19 protein-coding genes are annotated in these 19,488 nt (G+C 53.6%); all 19 read left to right on the top strand.

Annotation, left to right across the window (positions count from 1 at the left end; translation table 11 throughout):
• The first annotated feature begins 43 nt into the window (after positions 1-43).
• Positions 44-3,601, top strand: coding sequence for a chromosome segregation protein SMC (gene smc, locus EVJ34_RS02125; protein WP_201739910.1), 3,558 nt, complete (start codon positions 44-46; stop codon positions 3,599-3,601).
• Positions 3,598-4,599: a signal recognition particle-docking protein FtsY gene (ftsY, locus tag EVJ34_RS02120; RefSeq protein ID WP_131433884.1), complete on the top strand. Its 1,002-nt coding sequence runs from the start codon at positions 3,598-3,600 to the stop codon at positions 4,597-4,599. Before smc ends, ftsY begins: the two co-directional genes overlap by 4 nt.
• Positions 4,600-4,695: 96 nt before the next feature.
• Entirely contained in the window at positions 4,696-5,019 is a 324-nt protein-coding gene (locus EVJ34_RS02115; RefSeq protein WP_131433886.1) for a putative DNA-binding protein, read from the top strand.
• 11 nt (positions 5,020-5,030) lie between these two features.
• Entirely contained in the window at positions 5,031-6,371 is a 1,341-nt protein-coding gene (gene ffh / locus EVJ34_RS02110; RefSeq protein ID WP_021067097.1) for a signal recognition particle protein, read from the top strand.
• Between the two features lie 81 nt (positions 6,372-6,452).
• Positions 6,453-6,728: a 30S ribosomal protein S16 gene (gene rpsP / locus EVJ34_RS02105; protein ID WP_021067098.1), complete on the top strand. Its 276-nt coding sequence runs from the start codon at positions 6,453-6,455 to the stop codon at positions 6,726-6,728.
• Positions 6,729-6,781: 53 nt separating this feature from the next.
• Positions 6,782-7,297 (top strand): ribosome maturation factor RimM, encoded by a 516-nt coding sequence (gene rimM / locus EVJ34_RS02100; RefSeq protein ID WP_131433888.1) that lies wholly within the window; start codon positions 6,782-6,784, stop codon positions 7,295-7,297.
• Complete coding sequence (gene trmD, locus EVJ34_RS02095) at positions 7,287-8,003, top strand: tRNA (guanosine(37)-N1)-methyltransferase TrmD (RefSeq protein WP_131484580.1); 717 nt, start codon at positions 7,287-7,289, stop codon at positions 8,001-8,003. The genes rimM and trmD overlap by 11 nt, the downstream gene beginning before the upstream one ends.
• 113 nt (positions 8,004-8,116) lie before the next feature.
• Positions 8,117-8,470: a 50S ribosomal protein L19 gene (rplS, locus tag EVJ34_RS02090; protein WP_015881369.1), complete on the top strand. Its 354-nt coding sequence runs from the start codon at positions 8,117-8,119 to the stop codon at positions 8,468-8,470.
• 82 nt (positions 8,471-8,552) lie between these two features.
• Complete coding sequence (lepB, locus tag EVJ34_RS02085; protein WP_131433892.1) at positions 8,553-9,095, top strand: signal peptidase I; 543 nt, start codon at positions 8,553-8,555, stop codon at positions 9,093-9,095.
• 12 nt (positions 9,096-9,107) lie between these two features.
• Positions 9,108-9,968: a ribosome biogenesis GTPase YlqF gene (gene ylqF / locus EVJ34_RS02080; RefSeq protein ID WP_131433895.1), complete on the top strand. Its 861-nt coding sequence runs from the start codon at positions 9,108-9,110 to the stop codon at positions 9,966-9,968.
• Positions 9,969-10,009: 41 nt separating this feature from the next.
• Positions 10,010-10,762, top strand: a complete 753-nt coding sequence (locus tag EVJ34_RS02075) for a ribonuclease HII (RefSeq protein ID WP_131484579.1) — start codon at positions 10,010-10,012, stop codon at positions 10,760-10,762.
• 11 nt (positions 10,763-10,773) lie between these two features.
• Positions 10,774-11,625: a hypothetical protein gene (locus EVJ34_RS02070; protein WP_131484578.1), complete on the top strand. Its 852-nt coding sequence runs from the start codon at positions 10,774-10,776 to the stop codon at positions 11,623-11,625.
• Positions 11,622-11,891: an EscU/YscU/HrcU family type III secretion system export apparatus switch protein gene (locus EVJ34_RS02065; RefSeq protein WP_131433901.1), complete on the top strand. Its 270-nt coding sequence runs from the start codon at positions 11,622-11,624 to the stop codon at positions 11,889-11,891. Before EVJ34_RS02070 ends, EVJ34_RS02065 begins: the two co-directional genes overlap by 4 nt.
• 111 nt (positions 11,892-12,002) lie before the next feature.
• On the top strand, positions 12,003-13,163 hold the full coding sequence (gene sucC, locus EVJ34_RS02060) for an ADP-forming succinate--CoA ligase subunit beta (protein WP_114165532.1): 1,161 nt from the start codon (positions 12,003-12,005) through the stop codon (positions 13,161-13,163).
• 12 nt (positions 13,164-13,175) lie between these two features.
• A complete protein-coding gene (gene sucD, locus EVJ34_RS02055) occupies positions 13,176-14,093 on the top strand; it encodes a succinate--CoA ligase subunit alpha (protein ID WP_131484577.1) in 918 nt (305 codons plus the stop codon).
• Between the two features lie 54 nt (positions 14,094-14,147).
• Positions 14,148-14,939, top strand: a complete 792-nt coding sequence (gene dprA, locus EVJ34_RS02050; RefSeq protein ID WP_131484576.1) for a DNA-processing protein DprA — start codon at positions 14,148-14,150, stop codon at positions 14,937-14,939.
• A 65-nt stretch (positions 14,940-15,004) separates the two neighbouring features.
• A complete protein-coding gene (gene topA, locus EVJ34_RS02045; RefSeq protein ID WP_131433907.1) occupies positions 15,005-17,101 on the top strand; it encodes a type I DNA topoisomerase in 2,097 nt (698 codons plus the stop codon).
• Between the two features lie 2 nt (positions 17,102-17,103).
• Entirely contained in the window at positions 17,104-18,411 is a 1,308-nt protein-coding gene (trmFO, locus tag EVJ34_RS02040; RefSeq protein ID WP_236636613.1) for an FADH(2)-oxidizing methylenetetrahydrofolate--tRNA-(uracil(54)-C(5))-methyltransferase TrmFO, read from the top strand.
• Positions 18,412-18,598: 187 nt separating this feature from the next.
• Positions 18,599-19,480: a tyrosine-type recombinase/integrase gene (locus EVJ34_RS02035; RefSeq protein ID WP_131484575.1), complete on the top strand. Its 882-nt coding sequence runs from the start codon at positions 18,599-18,601 to the stop codon at positions 19,478-19,480.
• The last annotated feature ends 8 nt before the right edge of the window (positions 19,481-19,488 follow it).

The raw sequence follows: 19,488 nt of genomic DNA, 5'->3' as shown, positions 1-19,488 counted from the left end.
TAAAATAAACAAATGAATGCTTACTGAGGATAGGATGGTCACGATGCACTTAAAACGAATCGAACTCGCTGGCTTTAAATCGTTTGCCAAGCGGATTGAACTGGATTTTCGTCCCGGCGTCACAGCCGTGGTTGGACCGAACGGGAGCGGAAAATCAAATATATCGGACGCTGTTCGCTGGGTACTCGGTGAGCAGTCGGCCAAATCGCTCCGCGGAGCGAAAATGGAAGACGTCATCTTTGCCGGCAGTGAAGGCGAGAACCATCGCAACGTCGCCGAAGTGACGCTCGTCCTAGACAACACGGACGCCCATTTACGATTGCCGTACGAGGAAGTGAGTGTGACGCGCCGCGTGACACGGAGTGGCGATAGCGACTACTTCATGAACAAGAAACCGTGCCGTCTCAAAGATGTGATTGATCTGTTCATGGACACGGGTCTGTCGCGTGATGCGTTCGCCATCATCGGTCAAGGCCGGGTCGAGCAGGTCATCTCGGGGAAACCTGAAGACCGTCGGACCGTCATCGAAGAAGCGGCCGGAGTCTTGAAGTACCGGCAGCGTAAAAAACAAGCCGAACGGAAGCTCCAGGACACCGAGCTGAACTTGTCACGAGTCGACGACATCTTGTATGAACTCGCCGACCGGGTCGAGCCGCTCCGGGAACAGGCCGCGCTCGCACGCGAATATCAAGTCGCCAAAGCGCGTCACGATGAGCTCGAGACGGGTATTCTTGGCGCTGAGATTACAGAGCTTGCTACAGGCATCACTCGTACGTCTGAGCACATGCGAACGGCCGAGACAAATCTCGCCGAGCAAGACGCCACATTGACCGCGATTTCTGAAGAGCGGACGACGCTTGAGGCGACACTCGCCGCTGATCGAGAAACGCTAGACACGCTCCACCAAGAAGAACGGACCCAAGCGACTGAGCTTGAACGGTTGACAGGTGAAATCAAGCTCGCGAAAGCCCGGGAAGAGCACGGGGCGGAGACGAAGGAACGTCTCGAACGTCAACGGGTCGAATTGGCTGAAGAGACCGAGCAATTGACGCAAACATTGGACGTGGCGAAAGCGGACATGGCGTCCAAAGCCGAGGCGTTACATACCGTGGAAGCGGCACGCGCCAAGCTCGACGCGCAATTGACGGCGGCGACGCGTGATTTTAATGCGGAAATCGAACAACTTCAAAGCGAGGCGTTCGAACTGGCGACGACGCGCGCCACGCTCAGCAACCAACAAAAGCGGGAACAGCGCGATATCGAACAGGCAGAAGAAGCGAAAGCCCGCCTGCTTCGTGAGAACAAGGACCGCCTCGACGTGCGGACCGAGCAGACGGAATCACTCGAGGCTGAACAAGCTCGTCTCGATCAAGCGCGGGCGACATGGGAGACACTGCTCGCGGAAGAAGCCGACCTGACCGAACAAGAAACGACGCTTCGGGACAAGTTGTCGCGGGCTGAGCAGTCGTATCACGACCTCGACCGCCGGCGTCAGAAGACCGAGGATCGGATCGAGTTGCTCGAACGGATGAAACAGTCGTATGAAGGCTATTTCCATGCGGTCAAATTCGTATTGAAAGATCGGGGGCCGGGCGTGCTCGGTGCGGTAGCGGAATTGATTCGTGTCCTCCCGACCTATGAGGCCGCCATCGAGACGGCCCTCGGTCAGACACAACAACATATCGTCGTCGAGACGGAAGTGGTCGGGCGTCGCGAGATTGAACGATTACGGAAAGCAAACGCCGGACGGGCCACGTTCGTTCCGATGACGAACGTGAAGGAACGTTACGTTCCGAGTGAAGTCGCGCATCGTCTCGAATCAGTCGACGGCTTCGTCGGCATCGCCGCCGACCTCGTCGAGACGGAGCCGGCCTATGATCGACTCAAACGGTCGCTTCTCGGCGCCGTGATTGTCGCCAGCTCACTCGAGGTCGCCAACCGGATCGCCCAAACGACCGGCTATCGCTATCGCATCGTCACGCTCGACGGGGATATCGTCAACGTTGGTGGCTCGATGACCGGGGGAAGCCGGAAGCAAGGCGTCGCCTTGTTCACCCAGTCCCGGGAGCTCGATGACTTGAAGCAAGGGTTGACACAAGGATTGGCCATGTTGCATGAGCAACAGTTGCGTGTGACGACGTACACCGATGAGATGTCCCGAGTGCGTGAGTCGCTCCAGTCACTCAGGCTCAAGAAGCGTGAGGCGGAAGAGACGCTCCGTTCGACGGAACAAACGTTTAGAAACCTTGAGCGAGTGTCGCAAGACGCCAAAGCACAACTCGAGCTGTTCGATCACGAGATGGCGCGTTACGCCCATACGATCGCATCCGCCACGAACGAGTTGACGCGTCTCGCCGAAGAGCTCACAGCAACCGATGCGTTGCAGGCTTCGATTCGGACCGAGCTTGAGCAGTTACGTGGCGAGCAAGCGAAAGGTGCTGAGACGACAGGTCAACTGCAAGAAGCGATTCGTCAAAACGATCTCGATCGTCAACGGCATACGCTCGACCTCGACCGCGTCCGTGCGGAAGTCGAGCGACTTGAAGCCGAGGTCACCAAACAGACGGCGCGTCTCGGGCAGATCGAGCGCGAACTCGAACATGTGGTGAGCGGCCGGGTCGTCTCGTCTGCCGAACTCGAGCTCGAGCACGTCGAGGCGGTCAAACGGATGGATGGATGGAAAGAGCGGATGGCGTTGCATACGAAACAGCTGCACGCCGAAGAAGAGTCGTACCGCATTCTCAGACAGCGAGAACAACAGGCGTCGGACGTACGTCGGCGGCTCGAGGCGGATGTCCGTAAGCTCGAGACCGAAGTGAACGAGCTCGAGTTGAAACGGAAGTGGAAACTCGACGCGCTCGAGGAGCGAGGACTCGTCCTCGAGCTGCTCCCGACACTCACAATCCCGCTCGATGAGGCAAAAGAAGAGTTCAAGCTACTCGTCCGCCAAATCGAAGAGATCGGACCGGTCAACTTGAACGCGATCGAGGAGTTCGATCTCGTCAATGAGCGATTCACGTTCTTATCCGAGCAACGAGACGACCTCGTCAGCGCCAAAGAAGACTTGTATGACATTATCAACGAGATGGACCGCGAAGTGACGCGTTTGTTCAAAGAGACGTATTCACTCGTCCGCGGTCATTTCAAACAGACGTTCAACGAGTTGTTCGGTGGCGGCGAAGCCGATTTGAAACTTGTCGACGAGTCCGACCTGCTCAATACGGGCATCGAAATCGTCGCCAAACCGCCTGGGAAGAAGTTACAGACGCTCAGTCTGTTATCGGGCGGAGAACGGGCGTTGACAGCAATCGCGCTCCTGTTCGCCATCCTGAAAACGAGACCCGTCCCGTTCTGCGTCCTCGATGAAGTGGAGGCGGCGCTTGACGAGGCGAACGTCCATCGGTTCGGGGAATATATCCGCACGCTCTCAATCGATACACAATTCGTCATCATCACCCACCGCAAAGGGACGATGGAGGCGGCGGACACGCTCTATGGCGTGACGATGCAACAAAACGGTGTCTCCGAGGTGCTTTCGGTCGAACTATCTGAAGCGAAGCGCGTCGTCGAGACGGAAGAAGAGATGGAGGAATTAAGTTGAGTTTTTTTAAGAAGCTAAAAGAGAAATTGACGACCTCGACGCAAGAAGCGTCACAAAAGTTTACCGATGGATTGACGAAGACGCGGGACGGGTTCGCGAATGCCGTCAACGATCTCGTCTATCGGTTCCGCGAAGTCGATGAGGATTTCTTCGATGAACTCGAGGATCTGCTCATCCAGGCGGACGTCGGGGTGACGACGACGATGGACCTCGTCGAAGATTTGAAAGAAGAAGTGAAGCGCCGCAACTTGAAAGATCCGGTCGCCGTCCGCGACGCGCTCGTCGAAGTCGTGGCGAAGCGACTCCAAGAGGACGAGTCGGACCGCGAGTTGAACATGCAGGACGGATTGACGGTCATCTTGTTCGTCGGCGTCAACGGCGTCGGAAAGACGACGACAATCGGCAAGCTCGCTCATCAATTGAAGTCGGAAAATCGATCGGTCATGCTCGCGGCTGGTGACACGTTCCGGGCCGGTGCCATCGACCAGCTCCAAGTATGGGGTGAACGCGTCGGCGTCCCGGTCATCCGTCAAGCTGAAGGCTCGGACCCGGCCGCGGTCGTGTTCGACGCCGTCCAGGCAGCGAAATCACGTGGCGTCGACGTCTTGATTTGTGACACAGCCGGACGTTTGCAAAACAAGGTCAACTTGATGAACGAGCTTGAAAAAGTGAAGCGGGTCATCGAGCGCGAAGTGCCGAACGGACCGCATGAAGTGTTGCTCGCCCTTGACGCGACGACAGGGCAGAATGCGATGGTCCAGGCGAAAGCGTTCAAACAAGCGACGAACGTGAGCGGCATCGTCTTGACGAAGCTCGACGGCACGGCCAAAGGCGGCATCGTGCTCGCGATTCGAAACGAGCTCGATATCCCTGTCAAATATGTCGGGCTCGGCGAGAAAATCGATGATTTACAAGCGTTTGACCCGGAACAGTTCGTATACGGATTATTCGGGGACATCTTCGAAGAAAAACAACAGACAAACGATGACCTCGCCTAAGTTTCTCTGTTAAGAAAAAAACTTGACAAGAGCTAGGGACGGCTGTACTATTGGTAGTTGTAAAGGGATTTCACTTAACATGTGGAGGTGGAGGTCATGTCGCTCGAAAAGACGAATCGAATGAACTACTTGTTCGATTTTTATCAAGCACTACTTACACCGAAACAGCGCAACTATATGTCTCTTTATTACCTAGATGACTACTCGCTCGGAGAGATTGCGGAAGAGTTTGAAGTCAGCCGTCAAGCGGTCTACGATAACATAAAGCGTACCGAAGCGATGCTTGAGCAGTATGAGGAGAAGTTGGCCTTGTTCGAGAAATTCGAACAGCGGCAACAACTGCTTCAGACGCTCAAACGTCAAGTCGAGCATTCGCCCGACGCGACGGGAACGATTTCGGCGCTTGAGAATTTAGAGTAGGGGGCTGAAGCATGGCATTTGAAGGATTATCCGAACGGTTGCAATCGACACTGGCGAAAATGCGGGGGAAAGGTAAAATTTCCGAAGCAGATGTCAAAGAGATGATGAGAGAAGTTCGTCTCGCTCTCCTTGAAGCCGATGTCAACTTCAAAGTGGTCAAACAGTTCGTCAACGACGTGAAAGAACGGGCCATCGGCCAAGACGTCATGAAATCGTTGACACCGGGCCAACAAGTTGTCAAAATCGTTCATGAAGAGCTAACGACTTTGATGGGAAGCGACGTCGTCCCGATCACATTTAACCCAAAACCACCGACAGTCGTCATGATGGTCGGGTTACAAGGTGCGGGGAAAACGACGACGACCGGGAAGCTCGCGAACTTGATTCGCAAAAAGCATAACCGGAGTCCACTTCTTGTCGCGGCGGATATTTATCGGCCCGCGGCCATCAAACAGCTCGAGACACTCGGCAAGCAACTCGATTTACCGGTGTTCTCACTTGGCGACCAAGTGAAGCCGGAAGAAATCGTCACAAAAGCGCTCGAGTACGCCAAAACCAATCATCACGATTTCGTGTTGATCGATACGGCCGGTCGCCTTCACATCGACGAGACGCTCATGGGCGAACTCGAAAACGTGAAGACGATTGCCAAACCAAATGAAATCTTCCTCGTCGTCGATGCGATGACGGGTCAAGATGCGGTCAATGTGGCCGACAGCTTCAATGAGAAACTCGGAATCACCGGCGTCGTGCTCACAAAGCTCGACGGTGATACACGTGGTGGGGCAGCCCTTTCAATCAAGGCAGTCACGGGAGCGCCGATTAAGTTCGTCGGTCTCGGTGAAAAGTTGGATGCCCTCGAACCATTCCACCCGGAACGCATGGCGTCACGGATTCTTGGGATGGGGGACGTACTCACACTCATTGAAAAAGCCGAGTCACAGATGGACCAAGATGCTGCGAAGGAGCTTGAAAGCAAAATTCGCGATGCATCGTTCACGTTCGATGATTTTATCGAGCAGTTGGGTCAAGTGAAAAACATGGGCCCAATTGATGAATTGCTCTCGATGTTACCTGGTGCAGGTAAGATGAAAGGGTTGAAGAACGTCCAAATCGACGAGAAGCAACTCGATCATGTCGAGGCGATCATTCGCTCGATGACAAAGCATGAGCGCTCCAATCCTGAAGTGCTCAACGCGAGTCGTCGCAAGCGGATCGCAAAAGGGAGCGGTCGTTCCATCCAGGAAGTGAACCGTCTCATCAAACAGTTCGATGACATGAAGAAGCTCATGAAGCAGATGTCAGGACAAATGAAAGGGAAGAAAAAAGGTCTTGGCCTTCCGTTCTTCTAAGAAAACTTTTGTCAGTCGGGCAAAAAAACAGTATACTATTAAAGTTGTCAATTCTTAAACACATGATGGAGGTATATTACCATGGCAGTTAAAATTCGTCTCAAGCGCATGGGCGCAAACAAATCACCTTTCTACCGGATCGTTGTAGCTGATTCACGTTCACCACGTGATGGCCGTTTCATCGAGCAACTCGGTCACTACAACCCGGTTGCAAAACCAGAAGCAGAAGTTCGCATCAACGAAGAACTCGCTCTCAAATGGTTGGCAGACGGCGCGAAGCCATCTGACACAGTACGTAACTTGTTCTCTAAAGCAGGGATCATGGAGAAATTCCACAACGCGAAAAACGCGAAGTAAGGATGTGGCCGACCTTTTATGAGGTCGGCCCATTTTTTTGAGGAGGCATAACAATGGAATGGTTATACGTAGGTAAGATCGCCAATACCCATGGCTTGAAAGGGGAACTGAAGTTGCTCGCCGCGACCGATTTCCCGGCCGAACGCTTCAAGAAAGGCGAGACGCTCTATTTGGACGTCGATGGCAAGAAGCTCCCGTTCGAGGTGACGACGTATCGTCCGCATAAGCAGTTCCATCTCGTCACGTTCAAAGGACTTGAGCATATCAATCTCGTCGAGAAGTATAAAGGGATGAAACTATACGTTCACGTCGAGCACGTCCACGAGTTACCGGAGCATGAGTTTTACTATCATGAGATCATCGGTTGCGAGGCCGTCGTCGACGGTGAGGTCATCGGTGTCGTCGACGATATCTTCGAGACTGGTGCGAACGACGTCTGGGTCATCAAACGCCCTGGCAAGTCGGACGCCCTCATCCCGTACATCGAATCGGTCGTGAGCGACATCGATGTCGAGGCGAAACGTGTCGTCATCACCCCGATTCCGGGAATGATCGACGATGAAGATTGATGTTTTAACGTTATTCCCCGAGATGTTCGCCCCGCTCGATCATTCAATCGTCGGACGGGCCCGCACGCTCGGACAAGTCGAGATGGCGTTCACGAACTTCCGTGATTTCTCGACGAACAAACACCACAAAGTAGACGATTACCCGTATGGGGGAGGGGCGGGCATGTTGCTCACTCCGCAGCCGATCTTTGATGCGATGGCGTCACTTGATGCGATGAAACCTCGTGTCATTTTGACGACACCGACCGGAAAACCGTTTACGCAGAAAATGGCAGAGGAGTGGGCGAAGGAAGACCACCTCATCTTTTTATGCGGCCATTACGAAGGATTCGACCAACGGATCCATGACGAGCTTGCGACGGACGAAGTGTCAATCGGTGATTTCGTCATGACCGGTGGTGAGCTCGCGGCGATGGTCATGATCGATGCGACGGTGCGGCTCATCCCGGAAGTGCTCGGCGATCAGGCGAGCCATGAGGATGACTCGTTTTCGACGGGGCTCCTTGAATACCCGCACTACACGCGGCCGGCGGACTTCCGTGGCTTTAAGGTACCTGACGTCCTCTTGTCTGGCAATCACGCAAACATCGAGACGTGGCGTCGTGAACGGTCGCTCGAACGCACGTATCGCCGGCGGCCGGAACTGCTCGAGCGGATTGACCTGTCGAAGGCGGATAAAAAATTCATTGAATCATTGCGCGATTGACCAAATTATGCTATGTTTGAGCATGTGGGTTAACCCCACCGATTACCGATGTTCCGCTATTGGATGCTTGGGCAGATGAAGATATGAACATTGAAGAAAAAGGAGAACAATTCATGAACACACAAAAACTGTTCCGTGAAATCACAGAAGAACAATTCAAATCGGACGTACCTGCTTTCCGTCCTGGTGACACAGTACGTGTCCACGTTAAAGTCGTAGAGGGAACGCGCGAGCGTATCCAGATCTTCGAAGGCGTAGTCATCAAGCGTAAAGGTGGCGGCATCAGCGAAACATTCACAGTCCGTAAGATCTCTTACGGCGTAGGTGTTGAGCGTGCATTCCCGCTTCACTCACCGCGTGTCGCGCAAATCGAAGTCGTTCGTTACGGTAAAGTCCGTCGTGCGAAACTCTACTACCTCCGCAACCTTCGCGGTAAAGCAGCACGTATTAAAGAAATCCGTCGTTAAGATGGGGATTAAGCTTGTCGCTTGCGACAAGCTTCTTTTTTTCTAGTACAATAAGTTCAAACGGACAGAGGAGTGAGGCAAGTTGAAAGAAGTGTTCAGTTGGCTTAAGGCGATCGTCGTGGCGCTCGTCATCGCGTTCGTGATCCGGACGTTCATCTTTGTACCTGTCATCGTCGAGGGAGAGTCAATGATGCCGACGCTCCAAAATGCCGATCGCATGATCGTTAGCAAAATCTCGAATTACGTCGGTGAGCTCGACCGGGGCGATATCATCGTCTTCCACGCGACGGAATCGAAAGACTATATTAAACGCGTCATCGCCATTCCTGGCGACACGCTCGAATATCGGGACGATACGCTTTATTTGAATGGTGAGGCGGTCGAAGAACCGTATTTAGAAGATTTTCAGGCGCAGATGAACGGCTTTCCTCTTACCGAAAACTTTACGCTCGAACAAGTGACGGGCGAAACGGTCGTCCCTGAAGGTTCATTCTTCGTGATGGGTGACAACCGACAAAACTCGAAAGATAGCCGAGAAATCGGTTTTGTCCCGAAAGAGGACGTCGTCGGCAAAACGAACTTCGTATTCTGGCCGCTCGGCGATTTCGGGACCGTACAAGAATAAGGTGGTGTTTTTTTGGCAATTCAATGGTTCCCTGGCCACATGGCCAAGGCACGAAGACAAGTAACAGAAAAGTTAAAGCTCATCGACGTCGTCATCGAACTCGTCGACGCACGCGTCCCACAATCGAGCCGTAACCCGATGGTCGATGAGATCACGGAAGGCAAACCGCGTCTCATCGTCTTGAATAAAGCCGATATGGCCGACCCGGTCGTCACTGACGCCTGGCTACGCGCCTTGAAGCGCGATGACATCGAGGTCGTCGCCGTCGACGCAAAACATAGCAAAGGCTTGAAACAGCTCATGTCGGGCGCCGAGAAGCTCATGCAAGAGAAGCACGACCGTATGCGTGAGAAGGGCCGGAACCCCGGTCCGATCCGCGCTCTCATCATCGGCATCCCGAACGTCGGCAAGTCGACGCTGATCAACCGTCTCGCCGGACGCAATATCGCTGTCACAGGCGACCGTCCGGGTGTCACGAAGCGCCAGCAATGGATCAAGATGAAGGGCGGCGAAATGGAATTGCTCGATACGCCTGGGATTCTATGGCCGAAGTTCGAGGACCAGATGGTCGGCTATCGCTTGGCGGCGACCGGTGCCATCAAGGATGATATCTTGAACCTTGACGATATCGCGCTCTATACGGCCCGTGAGCTGTCGGCTCGCTATCCGGAACAGTTGAAAGAGCGATTCAAAATCGATCAACTGCCGGAAGATGCCGTCGAACTGCTCGAATTGATTGGGAAAAAACGTGGACTCGTCAGCGGCGGCTACGTCGATTTCGAGAAAGCGAGCGAGTTACTATTGAACGAACTGCGTCATGAGAAAATCGGACGAGTCTCCCTCGAGACGCCGGCCGACCATGACATGGCGTGAAGTCCTGTGCAAACAGGGCTTTTTTGAATAGGAGGAACGGAATGACGATTCAAGCGATTAAACAACGGCTACAGACGGTCCGATATGAAGAGTGGGAACAAGTCCGAGACGAGTTGAAAGACGACCCACGTGCGGGCGTGCGGACGCTCATCCAACAACGAGAGCGGCAGTTCGAACAAGAACGTGCCTTACGTGCCGATTATATGGCCCGTCACGCGTTTGAGAACGATTGGAAGGCCCAAGGGTTCCATCTCATCGGTGGCGTCGATGAGGTCGGCCGAGGGCCGCTCGCGGGTCCGGTCGTCGCGGCGGCCGTCATCTTGCCGGAAGGATTTTATCACCCGGGCCTGAACGATTCGAAAAAAATGTCGAAAGGGGCGCGGGAAGTCGCGTATCGCGCCCTCATGGACGAGGCAGTAGTCGGTGTCGGCATCGTTGACGCTGACGTGATCGACGAGGTCAATATTTATGAGGCGACGAAATTGGCAATGGTAGAAGCGGTCCGGCAACTCGGAGCGGTCGATGCGCTGTTGATCGACGCGATGCGGCTCGACCTCGATGTTCCGCAACAGTCGCTCATCAAAGGGGACGCGCGGAGCGTCTCGATCGCGGCGGCGAGCGTCGTCGCCAAAGTCATTCGCGACAATATGATGGAAGATTATGCCGTCCTCTATCCCGGTTACGGGTTCGAGAGGAACGCGGGATATGGTACGAAAGACCATTTGGCCGGGCTCGCGGAACACGGGATCACACCGATTCATCGGAAATCATTCGCGCCGATTAAACATATGTAGGAGGGGAAACGATGCGTATCGATCACCAAGGCGTTCTGCCGTTCAAAGTCACCGAACAGAATTCACGGCAACTGCTCGTCGGCAATACGGTCGTCGGTCGGGTGCTCCAGCTGTTACCGGGCGGGGAGGCGGTCATGCAACTGCCGCAAGGCATGTTTCGGGTTGGGGTGAACGCGGACGTCAAAGAGAACGTGACGTACAAAATGGTCGTCACCGAGCTTGAACCGAAGCTCGTCTTGAAAGTCGTGCCGCCACAAGCGGAGTCGCTCGCGCAGGCAGCACGGTCACCGCTCGTCCTTTTAGGCACAGAACTCGGGCGGCTCGCCCGTCAGCCGTTCGACACGCCCGAATCGCTGCAAGCGCAAGGCCGTCAACTGCTCGAGAGCGGAGCCGGGTCGGATGTGAAACAACTCATCGGCGAGTTGTTCAAAGCGAAAGGAGACCCGAAATTCGAGCAGTTCGTTCGGGCTCAGGAGACGTTCAACGCCCTCCAGACCTCGCCATATGTCGCTCAAGCATTTCACATACCGCATTTAGGACCGTTTGAACAAGTACGGTTCCGTCTCGAGGCACCGAAAGGCGAAATGATCGACGCCGACCACGCACGCATCGTCTTATTTCTAGAGACTCCGAAGTACGGCGAGACGGGCATCGACCTGCTCGTCCAAAAGCGGCACGTATCAATCAAAGTGTTCAACGAGCGGCATGACCTGAGCCCGTTCGTCAACGCCTACGAACCACTGCTCGGCAAGGCGCTTGCAACGAGTGGTTATGAACTGTCGCGCTTCTCGTTCGAACCAAAACAGGAAGCAGTGATACCGGACACGTTCGCCCCGCTCGGAAAGGTGGACCAACGCGTATGACTGATCGTAAACAAGCCATCGCCTTGTCCTATGAGCAATCGATGGAGGCCCCGCGTGTCGTCGCCAAAGGAGGGGGCCTTGTCGCCGAGCGCATGCTCGCACTCGCCCAGGCGAACGGGATACCGATCCATGAGGATCCCGCACTGTTATCGCTATTGTCTGCTTTACAGATCGAAGAGCACATCCCGGACGACCTGTATCAGGTCATCGCCGAACTTTTCGTGTTTCTTTATCAGATGGAACAAGGAAAAATCGAGGATGTCTAGGGGTAGATGTGAAAAAAAGATGAAAACTTAAAGCAAGAACGATAGACAGCGCTTTCAGTTTTTCGTTACAATAGACATGCCGATATTAAAGGGGACTAAGGGGGAAACGAAATGAATATCCATGAGTATCAGGCGAAAGAATTGCTTCGGGCGTTCGGAGTGGCCGTACCTACGGGCTATCCGGCGTTCACGGTTGAAGAAGCAGTCTCAGCCGCCGCCAAGCTAGACGGTGAACTAAAAGTTGTCAAAGCCCAGATCCACGCAGGGGGCCGCGGGAAAGCCGGCGGTGTCAAACTTGCGAAGACGGATGAAGAAGTCAAACAGTACGCGTCAGAGATTCTCGGCAAGACGCTCGTCACGCATCAGACTGGACCTGAAGGGAAAGTCGTGCAACGCCTATACATCGAAGAAGGTTCTGCGATTGACCAAGAATTTTACTTAGGACTTGTGCTTGACCGTTCGATCGGCCGAATTGTCATCATGGGTTCATCAGAGGGCGGTATGGACATCGAAGAAGTCGCTGAACATACACCTGAAAAGATTCATAAAGAAGTCGTCGACCCGGTCGTCGGACTCCGTCCGTTCCAAGCACGCCGTCTTGCCTTCAAGATGGAAGTGCCGACTAAGCTCGTCAATAAATTTAGTGACATGGTCATGAAGCTATACAAAGTATACGTCGAGACGGACTGCACAATCGCGGAGATCAATCCGCTCGTCACGACGAAAGACGGAAACGTCATCGCGCTCGATGCGAAACTCAACTTCGACAGCAACGCGCTCTATCGTCATACAGACATCGTCGATCTTCGCGATACGACGGAAGAAGACCCGCGTGAAGTCGAGGCGTCGAAACACGATCTCAGCTACATCGCACTCGACGGCAATATCGGTTGCCTCGTCAACGGAGCCGGCCTTGCCATGGCGACGATGGATATCATCAAGCATTACGGCGCCGAACCCGCTAACTTCCTCGATGTAGGCGGCGGTGCGACGAAAGAAAAAGTGACGGAAGCGTTCAAATTGATTTTGTCAGATGACCAAGTCAAAGGCATCTTCGTCAACATCTTCGGTGGTATTATGAAGTGTGATATCATCGCTGAAGGAATTGTCGCGGCGACGAAAGAAATCGGTCTCGATTTACCGCTCGTCGTCCGTTTAGAAGGCACGAACGTGGATGCGGGACGACGCATTCTCGATGAATCTGGACTTGCGATCACTTCGGCGAGCTCGATGGCTGACGGTGCAGAAAAAATCGCGGCACTCGTTCGATAAGGGGGAAACGACATGAGTATTTGGGCGAATCAAGATACAAAAGTGATCATTCAAGGGATCACGGGGAAACAAGGTCTGTTCCACGGCGAACAGATGCTGGCGTATAACACGAAGTTGGTCGGAGGCGTGACACCTGGGAAAGGTGGCACGACCGTACTTGACGGCGTACCGGTCTTCAACACGGTGTCTGAAGCCGTTGAAGTGACTGGTGCGAACGCATCGATTATTTACGTACCACCGGCCTTCGCGGCTGATTCGATCATGGAGGCGGCCGATAGCGGGATCGAACTCATCATCTGTATCACAGAAGGTATCCCGGTTATCGACATGATTCAAGTGAAACGGTACCTCGAGGACAAGCCGGCCCGTCTCATCGGACCGAACTGCCCGGGGATCATCACACCAGGGGAAGCGAAACTTGGGATCATGCCAGGCTATATCCACACGAAAGGCCACGTCGGGATCGTCTCGCGTTCAGGGACGCTCACGTATGAGGCGGTTCATCAGTTGACGACGGCCGGAATCGGTCAATCGACAGCGGTTGGAATCGGTGGCGACCCGGTCAACGGGACGAACTTCATCGATACGCTCCAAGCGTTCAACGAAGATGAGGACACGAAAGCGGTCATCATGATCGGGGAAATCGGCGGAACGGCTGAAGAGGAAGCCGCTGAATGGGTGAAAGCGAATATGACAAAACCGGTCATCGGATTCATCGGTGGACAAACCGCTCCTGAAGGGAAACGGATGGGCCATGCCGGTGCCATCATCTCTGGCGGAAAAGGAACGGCTGCCGAGAAAATCAAGACATTGAACGCCAACGGGATTGAAGTCGCCGAGACGCCAGCCGTCATCGGGGAGACGCTCATCCGGGTGTTGAAGGAAGAAGGTTTGTATGAAGCTTGCGTGACGGGTCAACCGACCACGTAAACCATTCGGAATGAGGGATGCATGCCATCCCTCATTTTTTTAGAGGTGATTGTGATGAATCAAACAATCGCTCGATTTGCGGCTGAACGCTTGCCAGTCGAGTTCGTCCATCATTACTTGTCTCAACCTGGTTTAAGCTCTCGTCAGTTTTCTCCGTACGTCTGGAACAAGGCGAAACGGGCGCTTCGTTCAACGGTCACGTATGACCGTTTTTTGACGTGGGAAGACGAGGCGTTCCCGCGCGCATTGCTCGACATTCCGAATCCGCCATATTGTTTGTTTTACCGAGGTGATTTAGAGGTACTACAACAACAAACGACCGCTTTGGTCGGAAGCCGCGAATTGAACCGGATCAGCCATCGGCTCGTCGAGCATTTCTACCCTTTAATAGAAGAAACTGTATCGGTGTCGGGCGGGGCACTCGGCATCGATGGGCTCGTCCATGAGTTGTCACTGCGACACAACCGTCCGACGATCGCCGTCCTCGGGGCGGGTTTTTCGCACATGTATCCTCGAGCACATCATCCGTTGTTCGAACAGATTTCGAGACACGGGTTACTCCTCAGTGAATATCCGCCGGAAACACCTGTCAAAAAAAATCAATTTTTAGAACGGAATCGTCTCGTTAGCGGACTCGGCGATCAGCTCGTCGTCATCCAGGCTCGTCAGAAAAGTGGGACGATGAACACGGTCGGACATGCGCTCGAGCAAGGAAAGACGGTGTTTGCGGTGCCCGGAAGCCCGCTTGATCCACTCGCGGCAGGTCCGAATCAATTGATTGAGGACGGGGCGATTCCTTTGACGACTTCCGATCAAATTCTAATACGCTCAAGGATTGGACGTTGACAAACGAGCGACAACATGAATATTATGGTAGGGATTTAAATGACCTCTAAAAGGGGAGCAGATGTATGGCAAAATATTTGGTGATCGTCGAATCACCGGCGAAAGCAAAAACAATTAAACGTTATTTAGGATCAAATTACACGGTCAAAGCGTCAATGGGTCACGTCATCGATTTACCGAAGAGTCAACTCGGTGTCGACGTAGACCATGACTTCGAACCGAAGTACATTACGATTCGTGGAAAAGGTCCCGTTTTGAAAGAATTGAAGACGGCAGCTAAAAAAGCGACGAAAATCTTTCTCGCGGCTGACCCGGATCGCGAAGGGGAAGCGATCGCCTGGCATCTAGCACGTGCGCTCGGTGTCGACGAAACGACCGAATGTCGGGTCGTCTTTAACGAGATCACGAAAGATGCGATCAAGGAGTCATTCAAACACCCACGTAAAATCAATCACGATCTCGTCGATGCCCAACAGGCACGACGAATTTTGGACCGTCTCGTCGGATACGGGATGAGCCCATTATTATGGAAGAAAGTCAAAAAAGGATTATCGGCCGGACGCGTTCAATCCGTGGCCGTTAAAATGATTATCGACCGGGAGCGAGAAATCAACGCCTTCGACCCAGAAGAATATTGGACGATCAAACTCATGCTTAACCATGAAGGCGAATTGTTCGAGACATCGTTTTATGGGAAAGACGGGAAGAAACTGGAGCTCAAGAGCGAGGCAGACGCCGACGCGGTACTCAAAGCGATCGACGACTCGTTCAAAGTCATCGATGTCACGAAGAAAGAGCGGAAGCGGAACGCCTCGCTCCCGTTTACGACAAGTTCGCTCCAACAGGATGCGGCGCGTAAGCTCAATTTCCGTGCCAAGAAGACGATGATGCTCGCGCAACAACTTTATGAAGGGATCGACCTCGGGAAGAAAGAAGGTACCGTCGGTTTGATCACGTATATGCGTACTGACTCGACGCGGATCTCAGATTTGGCGAAAGAAGAAGCGAAATCATACATCGAGTCCACGTTCGGAGAAGAGTATGTCGCCTTGCAGAAACAAAAAGAGAAGAAGGCGGCGAACGCACAGGACGCCCACGAAGCGATTCGTCCGACGTCGGCGTTACGTGACCCGGCCTCGGTCAAAGCGTACTTGTCACGCGACCAACTTCGACTGTACAAGTTGATTTGGGAGCGTCTTGTTGCGAGCCAAATGGCGCCGGCCATTCTCGATACGGTAAAAATCGACGTCGAGTCGAACGGCATGATTTTCCGTGCCAACGGATCGACCGTCAAATTCCCAGGTTTCATGAAAGTGTATATCGAATCGAAAGATGAAGATATCGAAGATACGAATCCAGAGAAAGAAGGATTACTGCCACCACTTGAAGTCGACGACCTCGTCAAGTTCGACACGATCGAGCCGAAACAGCATTTCACCCAACCGCCGCCGCGTTACAGCGAGGCACGGCTCGTTCGGGCGATGGAAGAACTCGGAATCGGTCGTCCGTCGACATATGCACCGACACTCGATACGATTCAAAAGCGTGGATACGTCGTCCTCGAAGAGAAGAAGTTTGTACCGACGGAGCTCGGTGAACTCGTCATCGAGATGATCGATGAGTACTTCAACGATTTCATCACCGTGCAATTCACGGCCGACATGGAGACGCTCCTCGACTCGATTGAGAATGAGGAAGTCGCTTGGACCGATGTCGTTGCCCCGATTTATCGCAGTTTCGAGAAACGATTGAAACGGGCCGAGTCCGAAATCGAGAAAATCGAAGTGAAAGACGAACCGGCCGGCATCGATTGTGAAGTATGCGGCGCACCGATGGTCATCAAGATGGGCCGCTACGGGAAATTCATGGCGTGTTCGAACTTCCCGAACTGTACGAACACGAAACCGGTTCAAGTCGAGATTGGCGTCCCATGTCCGAACTGTAAAGACGGACAAGTTGTCGAGCGACGCAGTAAAAAAGGTCGTCTGTTCTATGGTTGCTCGAACTATCCAGATTGTGAGTTCGTCTCTTGGGACAAGCCGGTCGCGAAACCATGTCCGGAATGTGATAAGATGATGGTCGAGAAAAAAATCAAAGACGGCGTGAAATATCAATGTACGAACTGTACCCATGCCGAGGTACATCAGTTAGAGGAGGATTAACTTTGCAGCAACGTGTAACTGTGATCGGAGCGGGCCTCGCCGGCTCCGAGGCGGCTTGGCAACTCGCAAAACGCGGGATTCAAGTCGATTTGTATGAAATGAGACCGGTTCGAAAAACACCAGCACACCATACGGACCAATTTGCGGAATTGGTCTGCTCGAACTCGCTCCGGGCGAACGGGCTTCAAAACGCGGTCGGTGTCTTGAAAGAAGAAATGCGCACGCTCGACTCGCTCATCTTGAAAGCGGCGGATACGGCAAGTGTACCGGCTGGCGGCGCTCTCGCCGTCGACCGTCACGATTTTGCTGGATTCGTAACAGACACGTTGAAGAACCATCCGAACGTGACTGTGCACAACGAAGAGATTACGGCGATTCCGGACGGGATTGTCATCATGGCGACCGGGCCGCTCACATCACCGGACCTCTCGGCTTCGCTCAAAGCGTTCACAGGTGAAGATTACCTGTACTTCTACGACGCGGCCGCTCCAATTTTGGACGGCGAGACGATCGACCGGGACAAGGTGTACTTGAAATCACGTTACGACAAAGGTGAGGCGGCGTACCTCAACTGTCCGATGACAGAAGAAGAGTTCGACGTGTTCTACGACGAACTCGTCAAAGCCGAAGTCGTTCCGCTCAAAGAGTTCGAAAAAGAGATTTACTTCGAAGGCTGCATGCCGTTTGAAGTCCTCGCCCAACGCGGGAAGAAGACACTCTTGTTCGGACCGATGAAGCCGGTCGGCCTCGAAGATCCGAAGACGGGCAAACGTCCGCATGCGGTCGTACAGTTGCGGCAAGATAACTCGGCCGGGACGCTCTTCAACTTGGTCGGTTTCCAGACGCACCTCAAATGGGGCGAACAGAAACGAATCATTCAGTTGATTCCAGGTCTTGAGAACGCCGAGATCGTGCGTTACGGTGTCATGCACCGGAACACGTTCATCAACTCACCGAGTTTGTTGAAACCAACTTACCAGGCCCGTACACGCGACACGTTGTTCTTCGCCGGTCAGATGACCGGAGTCGAGGGCTACGTCGAGTCGGCGGCGTCAGGACTTCTCGCCGGGATTAATGCAGCGAAGCTGATTGCAGGTGAAGAGCTCGTCGTTCTTCCCCGAGAGACGATGCTCGGTTCAATGGCACACTACATCACGACGACGGACGGCAAGCACTTCCAGCCGATGAATGCGAACTTCGGTCTCGTCCCGTCGCTTGAAGATGCCCCGAAGAAGATGAAGAAACAAGAACGGTACGAGCGCTATGCGAACCGTGCCCTCGAAACGATTCAACAGTATAAAGAGATTTAAAGGGAAAAGAGCCATTTTTTGGCTCTTTTTTTATGAATCTAAATTTCAATTGTGTAATTTGTACAACACTTTGAAAATTTTCAGATTATTGAAGAGGTATCTATTGTCACCTCTGACTGTGTATGCTATGCTAATTTCGATTTGACGGGAACATGCGTTTTTAAGCTGAAAACGGGGAGGCGAGAGGATGGGATTCGTTGTCGATCAACAATCATTTTTACGCTATTGCCAAGTCGAACGCCGACTGTCTCCTCATACGAAACGCTCTTACGAGCAGACGCTCGACCAGTACGCCGCTTATTGCCAGACGACACATCAAGATCCATATGATGTGCAGTCGGCGCGGCGTTATTTATATGCCCTTTATGAGGCAGACACCGCCACGACGACGGTCGCCCAAAAAGTATCGTGCCTCAAACAATTCGGGAAATTTGTGGCACGTGAAACGGGCGGTGAACCGTTGTTTCATGGGCTGACGTCACCGAAACGGCGCAAGACGCTACCAACGTTCGCCGTGCCGAGCGAGGTCGAACAGCTCCTAAAGGCAGCAGAGGGACAAGACGACCCATTCTTGCGGGCCCGCGATGTCGCCATCGTCGAGATGTTATACGGGACAGGCATGCGTGTCGCCGAGTTGTGCGGCATGGACGTGTCGTCTTATGATGCGGGTCTTGCGTTCGTCCATGTCGTCGGGAAAGGGAAGAAAGAACGTTACATCCCAATCGGACAGTTCGCCATCGAAGCGCTCGACCGTTACTTCAACGTGCGGCAAACGTGCGCAACGCCTCAGGAAACGGCATTATTTCTCAGTCAAAAAGGGAATCGGGTGACAACGGACCAAATTCGCTACGTCATGAAGCGTCTCCGGAAGCTCGGGGGCCTTCACAAGCCGTTGACGCCTCACTCGCTGCGTCACAGCTTCGCGACCGACATGCTCGAACGCGGGGCGGACCTGCGCGCCGTGCAGGAACTGCTCGGGCACGAGTCGCTCTCGACGACGGGGCGTTACACCCACGTCTCGACCGAGCGTCTGCGAGCGGTCTATCAAGCTACACATCCGAGAAAGTAGGAGGTCAT

It is taken from the genome of Exiguobacterium sp. SL-9, assembly GCF_004336985.1.
Lineage (GTDB): Bacteria > Bacillota > Bacilli > Exiguobacteriales > Exiguobacteriaceae > Exiguobacterium.
This window is presented reverse-complemented; position numbering and strand designations above follow the sequence as displayed.

Coding starts and splice junctions, on each gene's coding strand:
- smc (WP_201739910.1), top strand. CDS start 44: ATGCACTTAAAACGAATCGAACTCGCTGGCTTTAAATCGTTTGCCAAG.
- EVJ34_RS02115 (WP_131433886.1), top strand. CDS start 4,696: ATGTCGCTCGAAAAGACGAATCGAATGAACTACTTGTTCGATTTTTAT.
- ffh (WP_021067097.1), top strand. CDS start 5,031: ATGGCATTTGAAGGATTATCCGAACGGTTGCAATCGACACTGGCGAAA.
- rpsP (WP_021067098.1), top strand. CDS start 6,453: ATGGCAGTTAAAATTCGTCTCAAGCGCATGGGCGCAAACAAATCACCT.
- rimM (WP_131433888.1), top strand. CDS start 6,782: ATGGAATGGTTATACGTAGGTAAGATCGCCAATACCCATGGCTTGAAA.
- trmD (WP_131484580.1), top strand. CDS start 7,287: ATGAAGATTGATGTTTTAACGTTATTCCCCGAGATGTTCGCCCCGCTC.
- rplS (WP_015881369.1), top strand. CDS start 8,117: ATGAACACACAAAAACTGTTCCGTGAAATCACAGAAGAACAATTCAAA.
- EVJ34_RS02075 (WP_131484579.1), top strand. CDS start 10,010: ATGACGATTCAAGCGATTAAACAACGGCTACAGACGGTCCGATATGAA.
- EVJ34_RS02070 (WP_131484578.1), top strand. CDS start 10,774: ATGCGTATCGATCACCAAGGCGTTCTGCCGTTCAAAGTCACCGAACAG.
- EVJ34_RS02065 (WP_131433901.1), top strand. CDS start 11,622: ATGACTGATCGTAAACAAGCCATCGCCTTGTCCTATGAGCAATCGATG.
- sucC (WP_114165532.1), top strand. CDS start 12,003: ATGAATATCCATGAGTATCAGGCGAAAGAATTGCTTCGGGCGTTCGGA.
- sucD (WP_131484577.1), top strand. CDS start 13,176: ATGAGTATTTGGGCGAATCAAGATACAAAAGTGATCATTCAAGGGATC.
- dprA (WP_131484576.1), top strand. CDS start 14,148: ATGAATCAAACAATCGCTCGATTTGCGGCTGAACGCTTGCCAGTCGAG.
- topA (WP_131433907.1), top strand. CDS start 15,005: ATGGCAAAATATTTGGTGATCGTCGAATCACCGGCGAAAGCAAAAACA.
- EVJ34_RS02035 (WP_131484575.1), top strand. CDS start 18,599: ATGGGATTCGTTGTCGATCAACAATCATTTTTACGCTATTGCCAAGTC.